This is a genomic window from Rheinheimera riviphila (assembly GCF_004005945.1).
GTDB lineage: Bacteria > Pseudomonadota > Gammaproteobacteria > Enterobacterales > Alteromonadaceae > Pararheinheimera > Pararheinheimera riviphila.
The window spans coordinates 64,932-88,472 of record NZ_SACS01000009.1 but is presented as its reverse complement, the minus strand read 5'-3'; the positions used below and the strand labels follow the sequence as shown (position 1 = coordinate 88,472).

At 48.8% G+C, this 23,541-nt stretch carries 17 protein-coding genes and 5 tRNA genes; 3 read left to right on the top strand and 19 right to left on the bottom strand.

From position 1 onward, the window contains the following. The first annotated feature begins 12 nt into the window (after positions 1 to 12). Positions 13 to 1,419 (top strand): SLC13 family permease, encoded by a 1,407-nt coding sequence (locus tag EOE67_RS09990; RefSeq protein WP_127698945.1) that lies wholly within the window; start codon positions 13 to 15, stop codon positions 1,417 to 1,419. A 55-nt stretch (positions 1,420 to 1,474) separates the two neighbouring features. Here the strand turns inward: EOE67_RS09990 and EOE67_RS09985 are convergent, their stop codons facing one another. The 9 genes from EOE67_RS09985 to EOE67_RS09945 form a co-directional block, all read right to left on the bottom strand. Continuing rightward, on the bottom strand, positions 1,475 to 1,744 hold the full coding sequence (locus EOE67_RS09985; RefSeq protein WP_127698944.1) for a CBU_0592 family membrane protein: 270 nt from the start codon (positions 1,742 to 1,744) through the stop codon (positions 1,475 to 1,477). A gap of 420 nt (positions 1,745 to 2,164) precedes the next feature. After that, positions 2,165 to 2,240: transfer RNA gene (locus EOE67_RS09980), tRNA-Gly, on the bottom strand. Between the two features lie 67 nt (positions 2,241 to 2,307). Then, positions 2,308 to 2,394, bottom strand: a tRNA-Leu gene (locus EOE67_RS09975). A 53-nt stretch (positions 2,395 to 2,447) separates the two neighbouring features. Beyond that, a tRNA-Cys gene (locus EOE67_RS09970) sits at positions 2,448 to 2,521 on the bottom strand. Positions 2,522 to 2,549: 28 nt separating this feature from the next. After that, positions 2,550 to 2,625 (bottom strand) — tRNA-Gly (locus EOE67_RS09965). Positions 2,626 to 2,759: 134 nt separating this feature from the next. Next, positions 2,760 to 3,302: a CDP-diacylglycerol--glycerol-3-phosphate 3-phosphatidyltransferase gene (gene pgsA, locus EOE67_RS09960; RefSeq protein WP_127698943.1), complete on the bottom strand. Its 543-nt coding sequence runs from the start codon at positions 3,300 to 3,302 to the stop codon at positions 2,760 to 2,762. A gap of 21 nt (positions 3,303 to 3,323) precedes the next feature. Beyond that, the gene (gene uvrC / locus EOE67_RS09955) at positions 3,324 to 5,144 is read right to left on the bottom strand and encodes an excinuclease ABC subunit UvrC (RefSeq protein ID WP_127698942.1); all 1,821 of its coding nucleotides are present in this window, start codon (positions 5,142 to 5,144) and stop codon (positions 3,324 to 3,326) included. Between the two features lie 30 nt (positions 5,145 to 5,174). Beyond that, the gene (uvrY, locus tag EOE67_RS09950; protein ID WP_068066700.1) at positions 5,175 to 5,828 is read right to left on the bottom strand and encodes a UvrY/SirA/GacA family response regulator transcription factor; all 654 of its coding nucleotides are present in this window, start codon (positions 5,826 to 5,828) and stop codon (positions 5,175 to 5,177) included. Positions 5,829 to 6,041: 213 nt separating this feature from the next. Beyond that, positions 6,042 to 6,132 (bottom strand) — tRNA-Ser (locus EOE67_RS09945). 181 nt (positions 6,133 to 6,313) lie between these two features. Between EOE67_RS09945 and ansA the strand changes: the two genes are divergently transcribed. Continuing rightward, entirely contained in the window at positions 6,314 to 7,342 is a 1,029-nt protein-coding gene (gene ansA, locus EOE67_RS09940) for an asparaginase (RefSeq protein WP_240652777.1), read from the top strand. A 95-nt stretch (positions 7,343 to 7,437) separates the two neighbouring features. Here the strand turns inward: ansA and EOE67_RS09935 are convergent, their stop codons facing one another. From EOE67_RS09935 to EOE67_RS09915, 5 genes are all read right to left on the bottom strand, one after another. Continuing rightward, positions 7,438 to 10,158, bottom strand: a complete 2,721-nt coding sequence (locus tag EOE67_RS09935) for a DUF349 domain-containing protein (RefSeq protein ID WP_127698941.1) — start codon at positions 10,156 to 10,158, stop codon at positions 7,438 to 7,440. Further along, a complete protein-coding gene (locus tag EOE67_RS09930; RefSeq protein ID WP_127698940.1) occupies positions 10,148 to 10,486 on the bottom strand; it encodes a YeaC family protein in 339 nt (112 codons plus the stop codon). The genes EOE67_RS09935 and EOE67_RS09930 overlap by 11 nt, the downstream gene beginning before the upstream one ends. 1 nt (position 10,487) lies before the next feature. Then, positions 10,488 to 10,811: a zinc ribbon domain-containing protein gene (locus tag EOE67_RS09925; RefSeq protein ID WP_127698939.1), complete on the bottom strand. Its 324-nt coding sequence runs from the start codon at positions 10,809 to 10,811 to the stop codon at positions 10,488 to 10,490. A gap of 152 nt (positions 10,812 to 10,963) precedes the next feature. After that, entirely contained in the window at positions 10,964 to 12,088 is a 1,125-nt protein-coding gene (locus EOE67_RS09920) for a M14 family metallopeptidase (protein ID WP_127698938.1), read from the bottom strand. 158 nt (positions 12,089 to 12,246) lie between these two features. Further along, complete coding sequence (locus EOE67_RS09915) at positions 12,247 to 13,698, bottom strand: glyceraldehyde-3-phosphate dehydrogenase (protein WP_127698937.1); 1,452 nt, start codon at positions 13,696 to 13,698, stop codon at positions 12,247 to 12,249. Positions 13,699 to 13,857: 159 nt separating this feature from the next. Between EOE67_RS09915 and EOE67_RS09910 the strand changes: the two genes are divergently transcribed. Continuing rightward, positions 13,858 to 14,652, top strand: coding sequence for a DUF2989 domain-containing protein (locus tag EOE67_RS09910; RefSeq protein WP_127698936.1), 795 nt, complete (start codon positions 13,858 to 13,860; stop codon positions 14,650 to 14,652). Between the two features lie 38 nt (positions 14,653 to 14,690). Here the strand turns inward: EOE67_RS09910 and msrB are convergent, their stop codons facing one another. The 5 genes from msrB to malQ form a co-directional block, all read right to left on the bottom strand. After that, positions 14,691 to 15,080, bottom strand: a complete 390-nt coding sequence (gene msrB, locus EOE67_RS09905) for a peptide-methionine (R)-S-oxide reductase MsrB (RefSeq protein WP_127698935.1) — start codon at positions 15,078 to 15,080, stop codon at positions 14,691 to 14,693. Positions 15,081 to 15,111: 31 nt separating this feature from the next. Next, positions 15,112 to 16,641, bottom strand: a complete 1,530-nt coding sequence (gene gndA / locus EOE67_RS09900; protein ID WP_127698934.1) for an NADP-dependent phosphogluconate dehydrogenase — start codon at positions 16,639 to 16,641, stop codon at positions 15,112 to 15,114. A 167-nt stretch (positions 16,642 to 16,808) separates the two neighbouring features. After that, the gene (glgX, locus tag EOE67_RS09895) at positions 16,809 to 18,932 is read right to left on the bottom strand and encodes a glycogen debranching protein GlgX (RefSeq protein WP_240652776.1); all 2,124 of its coding nucleotides are present in this window, start codon (positions 18,930 to 18,932) and stop codon (positions 16,809 to 16,811) included. Continuing rightward, positions 18,929 to 21,100, bottom strand: coding sequence for a 1,4-alpha-glucan branching protein GlgB (gene glgB / locus EOE67_RS09890; RefSeq protein WP_127698933.1), 2,172 nt, complete (start codon positions 21,098 to 21,100; stop codon positions 18,929 to 18,931). Before glgB ends, glgX begins: the two co-directional genes overlap by 4 nt. 174 nt (positions 21,101 to 21,274) lie before the next feature. Continuing rightward, on the bottom strand, positions 21,275 to 23,512 hold the full coding sequence (gene malQ / locus EOE67_RS09885) for a 4-alpha-glucanotransferase (RefSeq protein WP_127698932.1): 2,238 nt from the start codon (positions 23,510 to 23,512) through the stop codon (positions 21,275 to 21,277). Positions 23,513 to 23,541 lie beyond the last annotated feature (29 nt).

Sequence of the window (23,541 nt, the reverse complement as noted above, 5' to 3'; positions counted from 1 at the left end):
CAAGGAATCTAGATGAAGATCAAAAGTTACACACTACTGCTGGCAGGTCCGGCGTTATTACTGCTGACCTTGCTGACGGCGCCGCCGCTTGTGGGAATGTCGGAACCTGCCTGGCATGTGACCGGTTTAATGCTGTGGATGATTTTGTGGTGGATCAGTGAAGTGATGCCCATACCGGTCACTTCCATTTTGCCGATGATTTTTATTCCACTGCTTGGCATCGACAAGATGGATGCCGCCACTGCACCTTATGCCCATCCGCTGATCTTTTTATTTTTCGGTGGGTTCTTTTTATCAATTGCGATGGAAAAAACCGGCCTGCACCAACGGATTGCGTTAAAAGCCTTGCAGTTCACCGGCCAGAAACCAGCGGCGCAGGTGGCTGGATTGATGGCGGTGACGGCGTTTTTATCAATGTGGATGTCCAATACCGCCACCGCCGTGATGATGCTGCCGATTGGCTTGTCGATGATCAAAATGGCGCATGAAAGCAGTCAGGACAGCTTTGGCCGTGCAGTATTGCTGGCAATAGCTTACAGCGCCAGTATCGGCGGCATCGCAACCTTAATTGGCACGCCACCCAATGCACTGCTGGCAGCCTATTTAAGTAAAAGTTATCAAATTCAGATCAGTTTTGCAGATTGGATGTTACTCGGTGTACCACTGGCATTGGTGATGCTGGCGGTTTGTTGGTTATGGTTGTGTAAGTTCCACTTTAAATTACCGGCCAGCAGCGACGGTCAGCATAATTTTAAACAGGAATTGGCGGCGCTTGGCCCGCTACGGCGCTCAGAAGCTTTGGTGTTATTGGTATTCACTCTGGCGGCTATGAGCTGGATCAGCCAGCAATGGCTGGTGAAATGGACCGGTTTACCCCTGAGCGACACCATGATTGCATTGATCGCAGCAACTTTGTTATTTGTGCTGCCCGGCGAGCAACAACAACGTTTATTGGTGTGGAAAGACAGCCAGCAGCTGCCATGGGGCGTATTATTGCTGTTTGGTGGAGGTCTCAGCATGGCCGATCAAATTCAGAAAACCGGTGTTTCTGAATTGCTGGCGCAACAATTAAGTTTGCTGCAAGGCGTGCCGCCGGTATTTATTTTACTGACCGTCACCACGATGATTATTTTCTTAACCGAAGTGACCAGCAACACAGCGACGGCAGCGGCGTTTTTACCCTTGCTTGGGCCGGTCGCGGTTTCGATGGACTTATCACCACTCTATTTAGTTGTGCCTGCCGCACTGGCCGCGAGTTTTGCCTTTATGCTGCCGGTGGCAACCCCACCCAATGCGATTGTATTTGCCAGTGGCAAATTGCAGATTAAAGATATGGTGAAAGCTGGGTTGGTATTGAATTTAGTTGGCATTGTCGCGATCAGCGTGGCCAGCAGCTGGCTGGGTCCGATGCTGCAGTAAACAGCAATCAGTAAATAGAAAACGGGATCAATGCACAGCACTGATCCCGTATTCGTCACGACGTCGGGTTCCCGGCGCTGCGATCTTGCTTCAGATAACCATAAAGCCCAATCAGCGATGCCACAATCCAGAAGATTTCGATGACAAAGCTGGCGAGATTAAAGTTAATACAAAGACTAAACAGCAAAAATAACGCGCCGGACAGATTCATCAGGTTGTACAACAAACCTTTGGGTGACACTTTATTCAGTTGAAGTAAAAAGAACGCGCCAACGACCAGGCAGGTACCTGCCATGCCGACGATGTCTGCAATAATATTGATCATATTGAGTAAATCCAGAACAAGCTGAAGTCGTCCAAAACAGGCTGGCCCTTTCCTTGGGTAGGACGGTTCTCAAATCCATGAGACAGCTTGATTTATGCCCGTCATCATTAGAGCTGCAGGGTTGTTGGCCGCCTTCACTCGCTGGGGCGCCAGTCCGACCCAGTCACATAGGACAACTATGTTCCTGGGGTCTCGCTCAGTTGCCGCCTACCTGCAACTCTAATGATTTAGGGCATACCCTTCATCCTTGAAGCTACATCGTTTCTGGCTACTTTAGCGCCATTCTGTAACTTCAAGGATTTAGGGATCAGGCAGCAATTATGCTGCTTTGCAAAAAACAAAACGCCGCGATTAAGCGGCGTTTTGTTTATTCTTTTGTTTATCGATGTTGCAGAAAACTGCTTATCGATAAAGCCATTTTGGAGCGGGCAACGAGACTCGAACTCGTGACCTCGACCTTGGCAAGGTAGCGCTCTACCAACTGAGCTATGCCCGCATAAAACTTTTAGTAAATCTTCTTAATTTGCTGTTGCGCATTTACTTCTGCTTGGCAGGTCAGTAAATGGTGCCCGGGGCCGGACTTGAACCGGCACGCCCTTTCGAGCGAGGGATTTTAAATCCCTTGTGTCTACCGATTTCACCACCCGGGCAGACAACTTTCTTTAGCTTTTTTGCAGCTGTTTCAGCAACTGCCTTTACAACATGGAGGCGGGTCCCGGAGTCGAACCGAGGTGGACGGATTTGCAATCCGCTGCATGGCCATTCTGCCAACCCGCCTGCGCTTTCTTGTCGTAAATTTGTGATTTGGAGCGGGCAACGAGACTCGAACTCGTGACCTCGACCTTGGCAAGGTAGCGCTCTACCAACTGAGCTATGCCCGCATCCAGAAAGGCTTACGCCCTAACACGAGACGCATTCTACTGAGTTTAATCAATCCGTCAACCAGAAACTTGCAGATTGCAAATCGTTTGCTCAATTTTTAACAGGCTTGCCGGATAAAGCAGCAAGCTGTTGATTATTGTTTTAAATCTTGCCAGGCCGCGCGTAAATAAACCACCATCGACCACAGTGTCAGTAACGTTGCGAAATACAACAAGGCCATGCCTAAATCTGTGATCCAGCTGATCGGTTGCCAGATGAGACCGATCAGAGCCAGCATCTGTACCGCAGTTTTCCATTTGCCCATGTCCGACACTTTGACCTGTGCGCTGCGCCCTACTGCCGCCATCCACTCGCGTAGACCAGAAATAATAATTTCGCGGCTAATCATCAGAAAGGCTGGCACTGTCACCCACAAGGTTTGCATATCAACCGCAATTAGTACCAGCGCCGCGGCCACCATGGTTTTGTCAGCCACCGGATCAAGGAAGGCACCAAAAGCAGTGGATTGTTGTAATTTACGAGCGAGATAGCCGTCCAGCGCATCAGTAATTGCTGCCAGCCAAAACACAAAAGCAGCCAGGAAACGGGCATGTTCATGAGTAGAATAGAAACAAAATACAAAAACCGGGATTAAAAAAATTCGAAACAAAGTGAGTATATTCGGCACATTCCACATCAACGGGCTCTCAGATATTTTTTAATTCTTATTATGACAAGCCGAGTATATAACTTCGGCCTGCACTTTGGAAATGCCGGGAACGGTCGCCAGTTCCTGAACTGTCGCTTTCATTACGCCTTGCAAACCGCCGAGGTATTGTAACAAAGCTTGCCGGCGTTTCTCACCTATACCGACAATATTTTCTAACGGGCTTTGCAACAGCTTTTTGCCACGTTTATTGCGATGGCCAGTAATGGCATAGCGATGAGCTTCATCGCGGATTTGTTGGATAAGATGCAGCGCTGGTGCATCAGGCGGTAAACTCATCTCTTTACCACCTGGTAGAATGAGTGTTTCCAGCCCTGGTTTACGACTGGTACCTTTGGCAACACCGAGCAACAAAGGTTTTTTCTGTAAGGCAAAGGTCTCAAAAAAACTGACCGCCTGATTGAGCTGGCCTAAACCACCGTCAATCAACACGATGTCCGGCACCCTACTTTCGTCCTGCAATTTGCCGTAGCGTTTATTCATTGCAAATTGCATCGCGGCGTAATCGTCGCCTGGCGTAATGCCTTCGACATTAAAACGCCGATACTCGCCTTTATCCGGCCCTTCGCCATTAAACACCACACAAGAAGCGATGGTTTGTTGTCCCATGGTGTGGCTGATATCAAAACATTCCATCCGCTGAATATCATCGAGTTGCAGCAACTTCTTCAGCTGTGAGTACCGCACCGCCATCTGCAAGCCAAAAGAGAGTTTACTATCGCAGGCAGTTTTGGCATTTTTTTCCGCCAACGACAAATAACGGGCTTTTTCGCCGCGCTTCACTGCCAGTAAATTCACTTTGCGTTCGGCCAATTCACCGATCGCGTTGGCAATCGCTTCCGCATCTGCGAGCTCCTGCCCCAGCACAATGTCGCGCGGAATGGTCTGGCCGCTGATGCCATTTAAATAAAACTGCAGGATAAAGGCCGGTAGTATTTCGTCCGGATCGGTGTCGGCAGGGACTTTTGGATGATAGGTTTTACTGCCGAGAATTTTGCGGTCCCGCACAAATAGCACATGTACCGCCGCCACGCCGTGCGAATAATGGTAGCCAATGACGTCCATTTCATCCTGATCGCCGCTGACTGTTTGCTGCTCCTGCACTTTACGCAGGGCGGCAATTTGGTCACGTAACTGCGCTGCCTGTTCAAACTCCAGGCTCTGACTGGCTTTGTCCATCAGTGCCACTAAATCATCAATCACCAGCTGATTTTTGCCGCTTAAAAACAGCCGGGTTAAGCGTACTTGTTCGGCGTAAGCTTCATCACTGATTTTACCAACACAAGGCGCTGAGCAGAGTTTCAGCTGATATTGCAGACAAGGCCGGGTTCTGGCGCGATAAAAACCATCTTCGCACTGGCGCACCGGAAAAATTTTTTGAAGTAGTTTCAGGCTTTCCCAAACCGCACCGGCACTTGGGTAAGGCCCAAAATACTGACCGGCATTTTTGCGAGGACCACGATGCGACGTCAGTCTGGGATGTTGATGATCGGTCAGTAGAATAAATGGGTAGGATTTATCATCACGCAGCAGCACATTGTATTTGGGCATGAACTGCTTAATCAGATTGTTTTCTAAAATCAGCGCTTCAGTTTCGCTATGGGTGACAATCAATTCAACCGCTGCAATCTGGCTGACTAAGGCCCGGGTTTTTGCACCAGGTACATTGCTGCGGAAATAACTGGCCAGCCGCTTTTTTAAATCTTTGGCTTTGCCGACATAAATCACCACATCTTGCTTGTTCAACATCCGGTAAACCCCGGGTTGTTGTGGCACTGTGGCTAAAAAAGCTTTGGCATCAAATGTGGTCATAGCAAAAACAACAACTTAAACACGCTTATTTTAAACAATATCGATCATACCGTGGCGCAGCGCGAGATGCGTCAGCTCGACATCACCACTGATCCCTAATTTTTCAAACATCCGATAACGATAAGAATTGACGGTTTTAGCGCTGACGTTGAGCTGATCGGCAATATCGTTGACCTTACCGCCTTTGGTAATCATCAACATAATTTGTAATTCACGTTCAGATAATTCATCAAAAGGGTTTTGACTGTTCGATTGAATTTTGCTCAATGCCATTTTTTGCGCCACTTCGTCTGAAATGTAACGCTGGCCAGCGGCTACTTTACGAATAGCATCGATCATTTCTTTTGGCGCAGCGTTTTTAGAGATAAAACCAGCAGCGCCCATTTGCATCACTTTGGTCGGCACCGGCTCTTCAAACGACACCGATAGCGCCAGAATTTTAATATCCGGGCAATAATGCAAAATGCGTTTGGTCGCCGCCATACCGCCAATGCCGGGCATATTCATATCCATCAGCACGACATCGGGTGGGATCACATCAGTGGTTTCGTTGCGACAATATTGCACGGCTTGCTCGCCGGAACTGGCTTCCGCCACGACCCGCAGGCCACGTTCATCTTTTAAAATGCGGCTGATCCCGGTTCGGACCAACTCATGATCGTCAACCAACAAAATGTTAATCAATTGCAATACCACCGAAAGGGTCGAAGAAACGCCGTGAATCAATTGCGGCTAGCATAGCTGAGCAAACTACAGATTGCTATGGCAAAGTAGCGTGATCAAATGTACGACGAGGTAAGTGGGCACGGAAATAAAAGCATGGTTTTTTGGCTGGCCGACATTAAAACTCAACAGCCCAGAAACAACAAAACCACCCAAAGGTGGCTGTGTAGGAAGTGGCGGAGAGAAAGAGATTCGAACTCTTGAAGGGCTACTAACCCTCGCCGGTTTTCAAGACCGGTGCATTAAACCACTCTGCCATCTCTCCGCGATGGACGGCATAATAAAAACTCTGACAAAACTTGTAAAGCGCTTTTTATGACAACAACGTCTGTTTGCTCAGCTTTTCGCCAGACCGGCGTTAATTGCCGCTAAAACCGGCAGATCCATCACCGCTGCACCAACCAGCCTGACAAAGCGCTAAGTTAGGGTTTACAATGGAAAAAAACATGAGTCTTACCCTGATGTCAGCAAAACGTATTTATGTCGCTTATACCGGCGGCACCATTGGTATGCAAAAGTCCGATCATGGTTATATTCCGGTACCGGGATTTTTGTCCGATACCGTCAAAGGCATGCCGGAATTCTATCGCCCGGAAATGCCGGAGTTTGATATTCATGAATATCATCCGGTGATTGATTCATCCGACATGACGCCGGCGCACTGGCTGGAAATCGCCATGGATATCCGCGATCATTATGATGACTACGATGGTTTTGTGGTGTTGCACGGTACCGATACCATGGCCTATACCGCTTCGGCGTTGTCGTTTATGCTGGAAAATCTGACAAAACCGGTGATCGTTACCGGCTCCCAAATTCCGCTGGCACAGTTGCGCTCAGACGGTCAGGTGAATTTACTGAATTCGCTTTATCTGGCGGCCTATTATCCGATTGCCGAAGTGGCGTTATATTTTAACAATCAGCTGTTTCGTGGCAACCGTGCCACCAAAGCCGATGCCGATGGCTTTAATGCTTTTGCCTCACCTAACTTTCCGGCGCTGCTGCAAGCCGGTATTCATATTGAAGTGCTGGCGGGTCAACTTTTGCAGCATCAAAGTCATGTGCCGCTACAAGTCGCACAAATCACCCCGCAACCGATCAGCGTGGTGACTTTGTATCCAGGGATCAGCGTGGACGTAATTCGTAATATGGCTGCAGCGCCGGTGCGGGCGTTAATTATCAAATCTTATGGTGTGGGCAACGCGCCGCAAGCTGAGCCATTGCTGGCAGCACTGCGGGAAGCATCAGAGCGTGGCACTGTGATCGTCAACTGTACTCAGTGTTTTAAAGGCAAGGTGAATATGGATGGTTATGCTACTGGTAACGCGTTAAAAACCAGCGGTGTGATTAGTGGTTTTGATATGACACTCGAAGCAACTTTGACCAAGCTGCATTATTTGCTGAGTCAGCCAATAGCACCTGCCGAAATACGCCGGCTGATGCAGTGCAATTTACGGGGTGAACTGACCAGCTAAACGACTCCGTCTGTTAAGCAATCAGGCCAACGCCTAAAACAAGCAGGGGCAGAACCTAAGTTCTGCCCCTGCTTGTTTCTAGTACAAAGCTGTAGTTAATCAGCCAGATACAAAGCCCGAACCCGCTGTAATAACGCAGCTTCGTCTGCCATAACCGGGCCAAATTGCAACCAACGCGCCAGCAGCTGTTCCTGATTAATTGACTCGCCGCTGTTGTGCTTATCGGTTAATAACAACATCTGAACCTGCTGGCGACGGCTTGATTCTACCGGCGGTGACGCCTGACCGGCCGCCCATTCCAACGCCAGGGTTAAATCGGCACGGCTGAGTGTTTTTTCTTGCTGCTGATTAAACACCAACCGATAGATCGGTGGTAAATCGGCTGGTTGCGGTTCGCTGACCGCAAGCGCATCAAACAATTGGCGATAAACCGAGTGCGCAGAAGCAACCTGTACTTCGGCGATTTTCTGTTCGGTTTGTTGCTGCAACTGCCGCTTTTTCGCCAGTAACTCTTTATCTTCGCTGACATACAGCTGATTCAGTTCAGTCAGCACTTGGTGTAAAGCGCCTTGACTACTGGCATCAGCAAGCAAAGTACTGAGTGCAGACAATTGATCCTGCTGTTGCACTTTAAGCAGCGCCTGAGCTGATTGTTGCTGTTGCTTCGCCGCTTCGCGATTGGCAAACCATTGATCACAAACGGCTCTGAATTGCTGCCATAACTGTTGATCCTGAGTACGACCGGCAAAACCGATGTTTTTCCATTGTTGCTGCAGCACTTTCAGCTGCGCCGCGACCTGGTCAACTCCTTCACCGGCACTCAACTGCGTCGCCATGGCAATCAGCTGTTGCTTGGCTTGCGCATTTTGTTGTTGTTCAGTTTTTTGTTGTTGCTTCAGCTGATTTACCAGCTGCGAAAATCTTGGTTGCAGCTGTTCAAACTGCGCTTTTTCGACCGAACCAGTTTGCTGCCAGTCTTTCAGACTTTGTTGCAATAAACTATCCAGTGCCTTACCCGTCACGCCAGCGGCCATTTGCTGTTCAAGTTGTTCAATCACAGCCAGTTTTGCTGCAGCATTTTGCAAACGTAGTGCATCTTGTTCCGCAAAATATTCACGGCAAGGTGCAAAAGCCTGTTCACAGGCCAGATTAAAGGCATCGTTTAATGGCTCATCCAGCGCGGCTTCAGCCCGGCCTAAAGTATTCCACAGCGCCCGGCTTTGCTTCACCTGCGCCGCCCGGTCAGCTGGCGTCACATCAGTCGCTTCGGCCAGTTGTTGCATCAGAGCAACCAGTTCCTGCTTGCGCGGCGTGGCGATATAGGCCTGTAAGTCAGCCAGATCATCAACTTGTTTGCTGATTTGCTCAAACTCAGTGGCGAGCTGTTGCTGGCTTTGGGCAGTTAAACTCTGATAATCGCGAGCAATGCCTTTAAACAGACCAAATAACACATTGTATTTGCCAGCTTGATGTAACCGCTTGAATTCGGCCAGTTTACTTTTAAACTGCCGCTGCATTTTTTCCTGTTGACCCAATAAAGGTTCACAATGCAACTGCCATTGTTTTGATAATTGTTGATAACTATCACTGAAGCTTTGTGGCATCAGCTGTTTTAATACTTTGACCTGGCGCTGCCACTGCTGCTGCCATTGCTTAAACTGCTGATAGGCGGCATTGATATCCTGATCTTCAGCAGGTAAACCAACAGCCGCCTGCTCCGCTAACAACCGGGCTGTCAGGGCTAAGGCTTCTGCGAGCTGTGGTAATTGATCCAGTTGTTGTTGCAAAGCTTTGTGTGATTGCACTAACGGCTGACGCTGCGGTGCAGTTAAATCTGCAGTTTCGATTGCGACACCCAACGAAGCCACAACCTGTTCTTGCGCCGAGACAGCAGCTAAATCACCAGCAGACAGATCTGTAGCAACTTGCGAAGCAACCTCGATTAATTGGGCTGCAAGTTCCTGATACCGGGTTTGTTGCTCTGCCGCTCTGGCTTGTTGCTGCTGGATCTGAGCAAGCTCTGCCAGCCTTGGTGCAAAGGCATTTTCCGTTAACACACAAACTTTTTGATACTTTGCTGAAAATTCAGCAGCGTCAGTTAAACACAACAAATCATCGGCTAATTCAGCCCATTGTTGTTGATACAACGCCAGTTTTTGTTGTGCTTGTGCAATATCGCTACTCTCACGCACTGAATTCAGTTTCGCCAGTAACAACACCACTTGCTTGCGAACCCGCTCTGGTTTTTGTTTTTGTTCCAGGCGCATGGCAATTTTCTGCTGCACTGCAGTCAGCAATTCACCGCTGAGTTGCCGGCTTAGTTTTTCCAGCAGTTTATCGTCGTTGATCAGTTGCAGTAATTCCAGCCGCTGACTCAGCGTTAAGCCGTCGTCCAACACGCCACTCAGGTATAAATCAACCCGCGCCAGGCGCTGAATTAACGCGAATTTAATACTCGCATCCGCTTCGGCATGCGCCAGTTTTTCCAGAATACTGCTGCGATGGCATTCGGCGATAAATTGCTGTTTCAGCTGCGCCGACACCTGATTATTTAGCAACATCGCAATTAATTGCTGCTCCGCGAACTGTTTTAACCGATCAGCAGACTCATGCTTGCTGGCCTGCCACCACAGTGAAAATTCATTCAACCGTTCTAAAGCAGTTTTTCGAACCGCTTCAGCACCGTCGTTAAAGGCCAACTCATGCAGAATTTCTTTGTGTTCGTTACTGCTCTGGTCCAGATCAGCAATCGCCAATTGGCGGATAGCGGCATTTTCATGTTGCCATTTTGGCTTAAACCAACGTTTAAAGATCATCGTGTGCGAACCTTGCGATAGTCACTGCAGCCTGGTCATCGGGAATGGATGCTGCCTGGGGTACGGCCTTTGGAAGTGCAGGTGCCGCGTCGAGTTGTTGTTTCATTTCTGCTTTGGATTTCACCACCATCTGACCGTCAGTGCCGATGGTAAAAGGTTCATCCGAACGTAGAATTTTAGCCTGATAGGCCATCACCAATTGCATGCTGTGGGCATGTTGTTGGTCGGAAAGTAAAGTACCGTCGGCCCAGCGTTTGGTCGCAACCGCTTCAACCAGATTTTGATAGGTGTCAGCAGACATCGCGCTGACCAACGAGAAAAAATCCATATTACTTTCTCTTGTAAAGGACGAGCCGTACTTTTGTCACCAGATACCAGGCGCAACCAACCAACATGGCACCATGGATAGCGTACATTTCCAGTGAGTCGGTTTCTGGTTCGCGGTAGTAATACCAGGCAAAACTGCCAAGGAAAATAATCAACGACATCATGGCGTGATTATTCAGACTTTGCCCCAGCGCCAGCCTTTTATCCCGCTGCAACCGGTCCAGCTCTTCGACCGACATTTCGCCTAACTTGCCACCACAATTTCCGCAAACCGCTGATTTATCAGACGCTTTCTTATTACAAAACGGACAATTAATTATCGCCATCAACAGCACCTCATTTAATCTGCGCACTATAAAGGAAAAGCATCCGCTTGCAAACCGGCTGGCAGGATCACCGCCCTACCGACTCAAAAATACGACCAGAAAATGCTACCAAAAAAATGGCACCCGCAGGTGCCATCATTGTGCGTCGTAGCTTACAGCTGATCCACCACGGCACGTACGGCAATCAGGGTATCCTGGCCTAATTTCATTGACCGGACATCTGACCAGCCAAACTGCTCGTCTGGCAAATTGGCATTGTCTTTAAACGGCATTTCAAAAGTGTACGCCAGACATTTAAATTGCTCGGCGACCCAGGTCGAAGCTATCGTCAGATTGGCCTGACCCGGTGCGTCTAACTCATAGCCAAATTTGGTCTGGAACTCTGGTGTCACCAATAACAGCGCTTGTTTAAAGCTGCTTTCCAGCGCCGCCATTTTGGCATTGTACGAAGGTACGCCTTCAGCACCAGCCACAAAGTTATACGGCAGATTTTCATCACCGTGGATGTCGAGGAACATGTCCACACCAACTTCCAGCATTTTTTGCCGGACTAAAAACACTTCCGGGCTTTTTTCCAGCGATGGCGTCTGCCACTCGCGGTTTAAGTTTACGCCAGCGGCGTTGGTGCGTAAATGACCCCGCACACTGCCATCAGGGTTCATGTTTGGCACGATGTAAAACACGGCTTTGTCTAGTAATTCACGCGCCACACCGTCGTCTTCGTCTAATAAACGGTCCAGCAAGCCTTCAACAAACCACTCGGCCATGGTTTCACCCGGATGTTGACGGGCGGTGATCCAGATTTTCTTTTTACCGGCTTCATATTCGCCGACCACTAACAAACTCATGTCGCGGCCATCAATGGTTTCACCAAGGTCGACCAGCTGCACCCAATCGCTATTTTGTGATTGGCCCAGTAAATCCTGGTGACGCTCGTAACTATAAGGGGCGAAGTAAGCAAAATAACAAGACTGCGCTTCCGGATAATGGTGAATGGTCAGTTCTTTACCATCAAATTCAGTCGGTACCCGAAACCAGGTTTCACGATCATAAGAGGCAACGGCCTGATAATCAGCCCAGCCTTTTGGATAGGCCGATGTCGCGACATTGGTGATTTTAATGGTATGAGGTTCAAAACTATTGCTGTGCAGGCGAAAATGGAACCACTGATAAAAATCAGAATTGTGGTCTTTACGAATAGCCAGCTGAATATTGTCGATGCTGTCAGCCTGAATAACGTCGATATTACCGCTGTCAAAATTACAGGTAATTTTCATGAGCAAAAGTTCCAAACAATTAAAAAAAGCTGAGGTTAACACAATCCTTGTACGCTGAGAACGCCAAAGCTGGTTCAACAGCGGGTGAAACGGGACAGATCCTTTTCCCTTAAAAATAACAAAGCCGCTTAATGCGGCTTTATTGAGTGCTGCGAATATTATCGCGCCAAAGGCAGCGTCGGATAAGCAATACCCGCCATTTCGTTCATCACCCGGATCACCTGAGTGCTGTAACCGAATTCGTTATCATACCAAACGTACAACACACAACGATCACCTTCGGCAATCGTCGCTTGCGAGTCAACCACACCGGCGTAACGCGAGCCAACTAAGTCACTTGATACAATTTCAGTGGAGTTGGTGTAGTCGATTTGATCTTGCAGTTCAGAGAACAACGACACTTTTTGCAAATAAGCATTCAGTTCTTCGCGATTGGTCTCTTTATTCAGGTTCAGCGACAAAATAGCCATTGATACGTTTGGCGTTGGTACGCGAATAGCATTGCCGGTTAATTTGCCTTTTAGCTCCGGTAACGCTTTGGCGACTGCCGAAGCCGCGCCAGTAGAGGTGATCACCATATTGAGCGGTGCGGCACGGCCACGACGTTCAGCGGTATGGTAGTTGTCGATCAGGTTTTGATCGTTGGTATAAGAATGCACAGTTTCAACGTGGCCGTTGCGAATGCCGTACTCATCATTCAGCGCTTTTAATACCGGGGTAATCGCATTGGTGGTGCAACTAGCAGCAGAGACAATCTTGTCATCTTTACTAATCATCTTATGGTTGACGCCATACACCACGTTTTTCACGTCGCCTTTGGCTGGTGCAGTCAGCAGAACTTTGGCAGCGCCTTTGGCTTTAAAGTGAATTGACAATTCTTGGTCGTCTTTCCAAATACCCGTGTTATCAACCACTAAGGCATTATTGATGCCATATTGGGTGTAATCAACATGCTCTGGTGAATCGGCATAAATGACTTTAATAAAGGTGCCGTTGGCTTTGATGCCGCCGTTTTCCTGATCAACAGTAATACTACCGTTAAAAGGGCCATGAATAGAGTCACGACGTAATAAACTGGCGCGTTTTTCCAAATCGCCTTTACGGCCACCACGAACAACCACAGCGCGTAAGCGAAGCTTGGCGCTTGGGCCGGCACGTTCAATCATGAGCCGGGCTAATAAACGACCAATCCGGCCAAAACCGTATAACACGACGTCGGTAGGCACGATATTGTCATCATGATCCAATAGATCAGAAAGTTCACGTTCCAGATATTGTTGCAGGCTTAAATCGCCGGCAGCATTTTTATAAGTGTAGGCAAACGCCAGTTTACCCAAATCAATCCGGCCTGGTGCCAGATTCAGCTGACTAATCACTTCCAGCACGGGGAAGCTTTCACGTAACCGCAGTTTTTGCTGTTCAAAACGTTCCACAGTTTTGTGCGCTTTGATGATATCAATGGTGGTGGCGTTCACCAGCGGCTTGCCATACACCACAAGCTCTACCGCTTTGTTGCGATATAAACGGCCAATGATCGGTTGCATGTTTTCAGCAATTTCCTGGCGTTCTTGCCAGCTGCGTTGATACTGTTCTTCGTGCGATAAGGTCATGAGTTTGCCTTTTACGTCGTAAGTTGGAACTGTGATTTGTAGGGTGCCTGGCGATAAGGCGGCTTATTGTAATTGAATTGGTAATACTACAACAACAATTACAAAAGATTTTTTCCGTGAAGTTGTTTATGCTCATGGTTGTGATGTTGGAGAGCTTCAATGAAAAGAGTGTGGTTGAGTTTGTCCTTATTGCTGTTGGCAGGCTGTGAGCCCGAACCACTGTCTGTGGTTCAGATCTGTAAAGAAAATCCAGCGGTCTGCAATGATTTAAATGAAGATTCACATTGTAATGTGCAACGGGCCGAGGTTATTTTTGCCCGGTTTGCCGAGGGCAAATTACCTTCCGACCCAAACAAGCATAAGCTATTAATTTCATTTGAAAAATATTCAAAATGTATAGAGCTGGCTTCTGGCATCCAGCACATTAAGCTCAAAGAAAAAACCACCTCGCGGGTAAACGGATTTTTAACCAGCCTGAAAGAAATTAAACGTTTAACTGATGAAACCGTCAGCTCTGAAGATCCAAATTTATTGCAATACCACTGGTCACGCCATCAGAGTAAACCGCATCTGGATAAATTTTTACAAGCTGAAAAAAACCAGCAATTAGAAACACCCGAACTGCAACTGGCATTAGCCAGTTATTACATGAAACGCGATGTGAAAAAAACCATTGCAATCCTGCATCATGCGCTGAGCTTATATCCGGCCGAAGCGAACATTGACCCTGAGATTTATACCGCGCTAACCACCATTCATTACAAACAGCGGAATTTTCAGTTGTCTTATTTATGGGCGTTAATTGCAGAAGATGCCGGTATTGAACGGATTGAATTTGCCCGGATTAAAACTGAGCTGGCAGAATTGAATATTGATGCGGATGCGATTGAACCTGTGGCGGAAACTACGCTGGAAAGTATTAAGCAGGGTCGGTTTCAGGCACCGGTATTGTAACTCGTCATCCTTGACGTCACCGGGTGGTGTGTTTTGGGTTAATCTTTATTGCCCGCTGTAAATTGCAGCGACACCGAATTCACACAATAACGCTGCCCTTGCGGCAACGGGCCATCTTCAAACACGTGTCCCAGATGCGCGTCACACTGCGCACACAAAATCTCGGTGCGCCGCATGCCGTGGCTCAGGTCTTGCTGATACTTCACCTGGCCTGACAGCGACTCACTAAACGACGGCCAGCCACAACCTGAATCAAACTTCGCTTTTGAATCAAACAGCGGTGCAGCACAACAAACACAGTGGTAAAAACCAGTGGCTTCGTTGTGCAGCAAAGTACCACTGAACGGTTGTTCGGTTCCCTTCTGGCGGGTGATCCGAAACTGATCTGCCGTTAACCGCTCACGCCATTGTTGTTCAGTCAGTTTCATCATCAACTCCTTCTGGTTAAAAAAATGCCGGTTATTTCACTTTAACCATGGTGCGTGCAGCCGAGCTCCAGTCCACATGGAAAGTTTTGCCTTTGCTCTTGTCGGTACGCTCGAAGGTGTGCGCACCAAAATAATCGCGCTGGCCCTGCAATAAATTTGCAGGTAATACCGCGGTTCGATACGAATCGTAGTAGCTGAGCGCCGAACTTAATGCGGCCACCGGCACCCCGAGTAACGTAGCGTCAGCCACAGCACGGCGCCAGTTCATCTGATAAACCGAAATCTGTTTTGAGAAAAACGGGTCCACCAACAAATTAGCCAGATCGTCGTTACGCTCATAAGCATCGGTAATCGATTGCAGGAACACGGCACGAATAATACAACCTGCACGCCAGATTTTCGCAATTTCAGCGAAATTCAACGCCCAACCGTGTTCAATACCGGCGGTTTTCATTAAATCAAAACCTTGCGCATAAACACAGATTTTGGCGCAGTACAAAGCGTCATGCAGCTGTTTGATCATCTGTTCGCGCTTGGCTTCGGTTGGTTTTTCCTGCACCGGACCTGCTAACAAAGTTGAAGCGGCGACACGTTGCTCTTTTAACGTTGAAATTGAACGGGCAAATACCGCTTCAGCGATTGTTGGCGACGGGCAACCTAATTCCAGACTGCTAACCGCTGTCCACAAACCTGTGCCTTTTTGACCGGCTTTATCGAGAATGACATCCACCAGCGGTAAACCGGTTTCGGAATCTTTGGTTGCTAACACTTCAGCGCTGATTTCCATCAGGTAGCTGTTTAAAATGCCCTGATTCCATTCTTTAAATACCGCAGCAACTTGCAGCGCTGTCATGCCAAGCGCATCGCGCATCACCTGATAGGCTTCACAAATCAGCTGCATATCGGCGTATTCGATGCCGTTGTGCACCATTTTGACATAATGCCCAGAACCGCCCGGGCCGATGTAAGTGGCACAAGGCTCACCTTCGGTCACCGGATTACCGGGTTCAAACCGCTCAATTGGACGGCTGGTTGCAGGGTCTACTTTCGCGGCAATAGCGCGCCACACTGGTTCAATGCGGGTCCAGGCATATGGATCGCCACTTGGCATTAACGAAGGGCCAAAACGGGCGCCAACTTCGCCGCCAGACACTGCGGTGCTGAAGAAAATAAACTTGCCTTCGTAATCTTTTTCGCGCCGCACGGTGTCGGTCCACAGGCTGTTGCCGGTGTCGACAATAATGTCATCGGCTTTAATGCCGGCATCAATCAGTTTGGAACACACATCATCGACCGGACGACCGGCAGGTACAGACAGGATAATTAAATGCGGGGAGGATAACTTTGCTAACAACTCGGTGTAAGAACTACAGGCGACCACCCGACCCGCTTTGCCGTTGTTTTCGGCCTGGTCTTGTTGAATGACTGATTCAAGCTTTTTGTGGTCCAGATCAAATGCCGCTACGCGGTAACCATGGTCAGCCAGGTTGAGAATTAAATTTTTCCCCATCACCCCTGCACCGACAAAACCAATATCACATTGTACTGTTAGATCTGTCATTCAAGCTTTCTCCGAAACACCGGTACGGCAAAATGCCGGTGATTATACTGGAAAAGGGGGCGCGAAGGCAGCTGTACCGGCAAAAGAAGTTGCTGTTCCGACCATTGTTGAAACGCTCGCGGCTGCTTGCTAAAAAATGAAGCAGCAGCGTTACAACCAACCCAATGTTAATAGGCGCCCTGCTCCAGCCATATCGACAACGAACCTGGCTGCTGCTGGTAACTTTGGCTGCGGTCATGCAGCACCGACGTTAAGCCCTGTTCAATCGCCGTATCCATCACACATTGCCACTGACTTGATGGCAAAGTGATTTCAATTGCAGTGCCACCAGCATTAATACTGACCAACAACTGATGATGGGTGCTGGTATTGCGGATGATAAAAATGCAATGCCCGACGGACGTGTCATACCAGTCGGCTTCCGCTTTCACTTTGCCGCTGGGCAAATACCATTCAATCTGGTGTTTATCACCATGGCTCTGGTATTGGTCATCCAACAGCGACAACTGCTGCAGGCAGCTATATTGCTGACGCAACTGAATCATTTGTTTGACGAAATTCAGAAACTGGGTGGCATGGTAATCTAAATTCCAATGCAGCCAGGTCAGTTCGTTGTCCTGACAATAAGCATTGTTGTTACCTTGTTGACTATGACTAAGCTCGTCCCCGCCGAGCCAGTGGATCATGCCTTGGCTGAGCATCAAACATGCCACCAGATTACGTTTGTGTAAAAAGCGTTTTGCCAGCACTTCTGCTGAACTGGTAGGCCCTTCGACGCCATAATTCACCGTTAAATTGTGATCATGACCATCGCGGTTTTGCTCGCCATTCAACCAGTTATGCTTATGCTGATAGCTCACGGCGTCTTGTAAGGTGAAACCGTCGTGATAAGTCAGGTAATTCACTGAACAGCAGGCCGGTTTATGATGTTTTTGGAAAATATCACGTGAACCTAACAACCGGGTGGTAAATTCGCCCAAGGTGCCCATATCGCCACGCCAAAAGCTGCGCATCGAATCACGGAATTTATCGTTTAGTTCTGACCATAACGCCGGAAATTGTCCCAACTGGTAGCCATAAGGGCCAATATCCCAAGGCTCGGCGATAAGCTTGGTGGTCGACAACACCGGATCCTGCGCCACGATTTGCAGGAATGTCGCATAAGGATTAAATCTTTTATGCTCACGCGCTAACGTGACCGCCAAATCAAAGCGGAAACCATCCACCTGCATCTCGGTCACCCAATACCGCAAGGCGTCCAGCACCAGTTTTTGCGTCATTGGCTGTGCCACATTTAAGGTATTACCGCAGCCGCTGTAATTGGTGTAGTGCTGAAAATCAGTTAAATCAGCATGGTTTTCAAATAGATAATAATGGCGGTTAGCGAGGCCGCGAAAACTCAAGTGATAACCGCCGGCTTCAGCGCTGTGGTTAAAGACCACATCGAGGATCACTTCCAATCCATGCTGATGGTAAGTGCGAACCAGCTGTTTAAATTCCAGTACCGCGTCTTCCACCTGATACCGTGGATCCGGTGCAAAAAAGTTCACCGGGTTGTAACCCCAGTAGTTACTGAGTTTCAGCTTTTCTAACCGCGGTTCGCTCATAAAAGCTGCAACCGGTAATAACTGCACTGTGGTAATGCCAAGTTCCATTAAATGCCGCACCACGCTGGGATGCGCCATCCCGACATAAGTGCCGCGGTGATGCAGCGGTACATCCGGATGGAGTGCAGTCATGCCTTTGACATGGGCTTCATAAATAATGGTTTTTTCGCGCGCAATAGAAGGTTTTACCGTGCCTTGCCAGTCAAAATCCAATGGCTTTAGCACCCCTTTCGCCATCATATAATGGCTGCGACTATGATAAAGCCGCTCGTTGTACACCTGAGCGCGGTTGAGCTGACGACAATAAGGGTCAATCAACAACCGATCCGCTTCAAACACCATGCCTTGTTCTGGTAACAGTGGCCCCTGGGCTTTTAAACCATACAAGGTGCCATCGCTGATGCCACACACCAGCAGATGCCAGATTTCGCCGGTCCGGCCAATAAAGGGCAATTCAGCCAGCAATTCTTCAGTATCCGGACAATACAAACATAACCATAGTGCTGTCGCATCAGGCGCAAATACCGCAAAATTCCACTGTTGATGGCCACGAAGATGCGGGCCCATTGGCTGCGGGGTGCCGACCAGACTCAGATATTTTGTCGCAGCAGAGTCAGAAGTGCCACTTTGCGTATTGATCAAAGCAGCAGCACTGTTGGAATTCCCGGTCGAACCTGCACTCATGCCTGCACGCGCCTTCTCAGGTACAAAGTTGATAATGGTGGTAAATCAAGCTGTAACAACCAGTTACCATGACCTTGCTGTTGATGGGCTGCCATCGCCATGCCAACGTCAAAATTACTGCCCCAGTAATAACTGCTGTCAGTGTTCAGAATAATTTCGTAATCACCAGCCTGTTCCACCGCCAATATAAAACCGTTTCGTGGCACTGGTGTGAAATTGCTGACTACATAAATGGCATCGCCCTGGCAGTCATAACGCTTAAACGACAAGGTGCTGTGATCGGCATCCTGATGGTCAATCCAGCGAAAACCAGCCGGATCGTGATCAAGTTGATGCAGCGGCGTACATTTACGATAGGTGTGGTTTAAATCGCGGAACAGCTGCTGAATTCCCCGGTGTTTTTCAAAATCCAGTAAAAACCATGGTAAAGATTGGTTGTGATTCCACTCGGTGCCCTGGCCAAATTCATTGCCCATAAAATTCAGTTTTTTACCCGGATGGGCAAACATAAAGGCGTAGTAAGCACGCAAATTAGCGGCTTGTTGCCATTCATCACCCGGCATTTTATTCAGAATACTGCCTTTACCGTGCACCACTTCGTCATGCGACAACGGCAAAATAAAATTCTCGTTAAAGGCATACACCATCGAGAATGTCAGATCATTGTGGTGGAACTTGCGATAGGCCGGATCTTTACTGAAATAACGCAGGCTGTCATTCATCCAGCCCATATTCCATTTAAAACCAAAACCAAGACCACCGGCATCAATCGGCCGGCTGACGCCGTTAAATGAGGTGGACTCTTCGGCAATCATCATCGCTTTCGGGAATTGCGCGTACACTTCCTGGTTCAGCCATTTCAGTAAGCTGATGGCTTCATAATTATGATTGCCGCCATCGACATTGGGGATCCATTCGCCATGTTCGCGCGAATAATCTAAATACAGCATCGAGGCCACAGCATCGACCCGCAAACCATCGATATGGAAATGATCCAGCCAGAACAACGCACTGGCGACTAAAAACTGCCGTACATAATCTTTGCCATAATCGTAAATACAGGAATTCCAGTCTGGATGCCAACCACGGCGCGGATCGGCATATTCATACAAATGGCCGCCGTCAAAACGGGCCAGACCATGGCCATCTTCCGGGAAATGTGCCGGTACCCAATCGAGGATCACGCCAATCTCGGCCTGATGGCAGGCATCAACAAAAGCTTTGAATTGGTCAGGCGTGCCATAACGCGAGGTCGCCGCAAACAGCCCCAAAGGTTGATAACCCCAGGAGCCGCTATACGGGTGTTCCATCACTGGCAACAATTCAATATGGGTGTAACCCATGTCTTTGATGTACGGGATCAACTGCTCAGCAAGTTCCGGATAGGTCAACGGCGTACCGTCAGCGTGGGTGCGCCAGCAACCGGCATGCAGCTCATAAATGCTCATCGCACTGCGATACGGCCGATGGACGCGTTGCGACCAGGCGCTGTCTTGCCATTGATATTTACTATGATCAAACACCAACGACGCATGGGATGGGAACTGTTCAGCCGCGAAGGCTAACGGGTCGGATTTGTGCGGCAGTAAATGACCGGTCGCATCTTTAATTTCAAACTTGTACCGAACACCGGCGGCAATTTGCGGCACCACTAATACCCAATGGCCACATTCGGTGCGCTCCATCGGGTGACAACGGCCGTCCCACTCATTCATATCGCCAATTAAACTGACACTGCTGGCGTGTGGCGCATAGACCGCAAAGCGGGTTGCTTTGAGCTGGGTTTTACCCACCTGCAAAGTGACGATTTGGGCACCAAGTTGCTGGTACAAATTTTCTGGACGCAGATTGACGTAATGCACAGCGTAAAAAGCTTCGTCTTTAAACAGATAAGGGTCAATCAGCTCAAACTGATAGTGGCCATGATTGACTTGCAATTTATAAGCTTCGGGTTTGCGTTTGCGCGGCAGCTGTAATTCAAATACACCCGGGATCTCGGGATGCGCCTCCATCGTTCCCATTGGCAAGCCATCGGCGAAAGTAAAAACTTCTACTGCGGTAGCTTTGGGCAAATACACCCGAATTAACAAGCCTTTATCGGCTTTTTGCCAACCTAACCAGGCAAACGGATGGGCACAACGGACTTCAGGCAATAACGCAAGACTCATAACATATCCTTTGAACTGTATCGTTGCAGTAACGCGGCGCTTTTAATACCCTAAATCATTGATGTTGCAGGTAGGCGGCAAGTGTTCTCGACCCCAGGAGCATAGTTGTCCTATGTGACTGGGGCGAGAATCGCGCGGCCAACACCCCTGCGACTTCAAGGATGACGGGTATTTCTATGAATATAAGCCTGAACGACGGTTCGCTGTCAAATTTTGCAGATGTTGATTGATATGCGGTTGTACTTCAAGCTGCTCCAGCGTCATGCTGAGCTTGCGCCGCCAGTTTGGATATTCTTCGCTCGTGCCAGGTACATTCACTGGCTCTGTCATTTCCATCCAGTCTTCCAGTTGCAGACACAATAACTGACAGCTGCCTTTGGCTAAGTGCTGCTGCATGGCAAAACTTAAGGTCCGCGACATGCCCATGCTGTCAATCACCCGGCCAAAATCTGCTGGCAACGCTTGATGGCCATGGAGCGAATCCAAAATTTGCTGTTTGGCTTTATGCCTGTCCTGATATAGCCCTGGCAAAATGTCTTCGGTGTAAAGGCCAAGATCCAACCCTAATTTTAAGTCTGAACAATGCCAGAAACCGATGAGCGTTGGCATATCATGGGTCGTCAACGCTGCCATCGCTTGCACCGGGTAATGCGCCGGTGAAATAAAACCGCCGTCTTCAGCTTGTTCAAAGAAAAAAATCCGGTACGAATACATGCCAAACTGTTGCAGTAATTCAAAAATACCATCCGGCACTGTGCCCAGGTCTTCGCCGATTACCACCGCCTGCTGGCGCTGACTTTCCAGCGCCAGAATGCCGAGTAAATCCATGATCGGATAATACATATAAGCACCTTCGCCGGCCGATTTAGCACCTTTCGGTACCCACCACAACCGCAGCAACGCCATCACGTGGTCGATACGCAGCGCGCCGGAGTCCTGCATATTGGCGCGAAACAGTTCGATCATTGGCCGATAAGCCTGACGGAACAACTGATACGGCAACATCGGCGGCAAACCCCAGTTTTGACCTTTTGGCCCCAGAATATCCGGCGGCGCGCCAACACTGGCGTTACGGCAATACAGATCCGGATTAGCCCAAATTTCGGTGGACGCTTCGCTGACACCCACCGCTAAATCGCGGTATAAGCCCAGCAACATGCCGCAGTCTTTGGCTTGTTGTTGCACCGTCGCCAGCTGTTGCTGCGCGCAAAATTGCAGGTAACTGAAAAATTCAATGTCGTCCTGATGTTCAGCAGCAAAAGCTTTGACCGCTTCGCTGTCCGCACTGCGATATTGCTCAGGCCAGTTTGGCCAGCCCCAGGCATCCGGGTTCTGTGCAATCAACTGCAGATGTAATGCGTCATACAAAGCCAGTTGACGCAGACTATCACCGCCCTGCTGTTTAAAGTTTTCAAAGGCTGTTACAAGTTCCGGCACTTGTTGCTGATGCTCGCTAAACCAGTGAAACAGGGTTTTCAGCACCGGTAACTTCAGCTGCATCACACCGCTGTAATCAACCCAGTCTTTCGCGCGCTGCGCTGCCAGTTTCTCAACAAAACCAGGCGCTTGTACTAAATGGGCGGTTTGTTGACACTGGCCAAAACCCGGCAGCAACGGCACACTTAAATAAATCAGATTGAGCCAGCGACGAGAAGAAGGGCTATACGGACTGGCCGATTCCGGCATCGCTGGATACAAAGCATGAATTGGGTTTAACCCGACAAAATCCGCACCTTGTTTGGCTAAATGGCTGACCAGACGCGCGAGGTCAGCGAAATCACCAATGCCCCAGTTAGTTTCAGACTTGACACCATACAGCTGAACAGAAACGCCCCACTGCTTTTGCTGGTTAAAATCTGCCGGCTGAAAACACTTGTCCGGCGTGATGATCAAAGATTGTTCGAAGACATCTTCATCCCCTGCCACGGCTAATTGCAGTTTGTGGTAGCCAAGGGGTAAATCAGCCTGAAATGACCAATCATATTGTTGAATTTCAGTACCGCTTTGTTCGTGATCTAAAGCGCCGTCCAGTACTGTCACACCGCTGAGCTCAGCATCAATGGCGCTAAAAGTAAATTGATGTGACTCACCTTGTTCAGTGGTGATGGTGACGGTGAGCACTGCATGCACTTCATCAATCGGCAACCGCACCTGCAGATTGTATTGTCCGGTCCCATTTTGTGCGGAGTGGCTTTGTACGGACACCGGGTCAATCGGCTCCAGCCAATGTAACTTCTGCCGCTCTTCCAGCTGACTTTGCGCCAAGGCGTCGTCTTCGACATCAAACCCCAGCGCTTTGAGTAATTTAATCTGATCCTGCTCCGCCACCGTGGTTGGGTTGCCCCAGGCGTCGGTGAAAGCCGTTTCAATGCCATTAAACCGGATTAAATCAGCGAGAAGTGTTTTGTCCATAAAGGCTCCGTATCAGGTGCGTCATATTG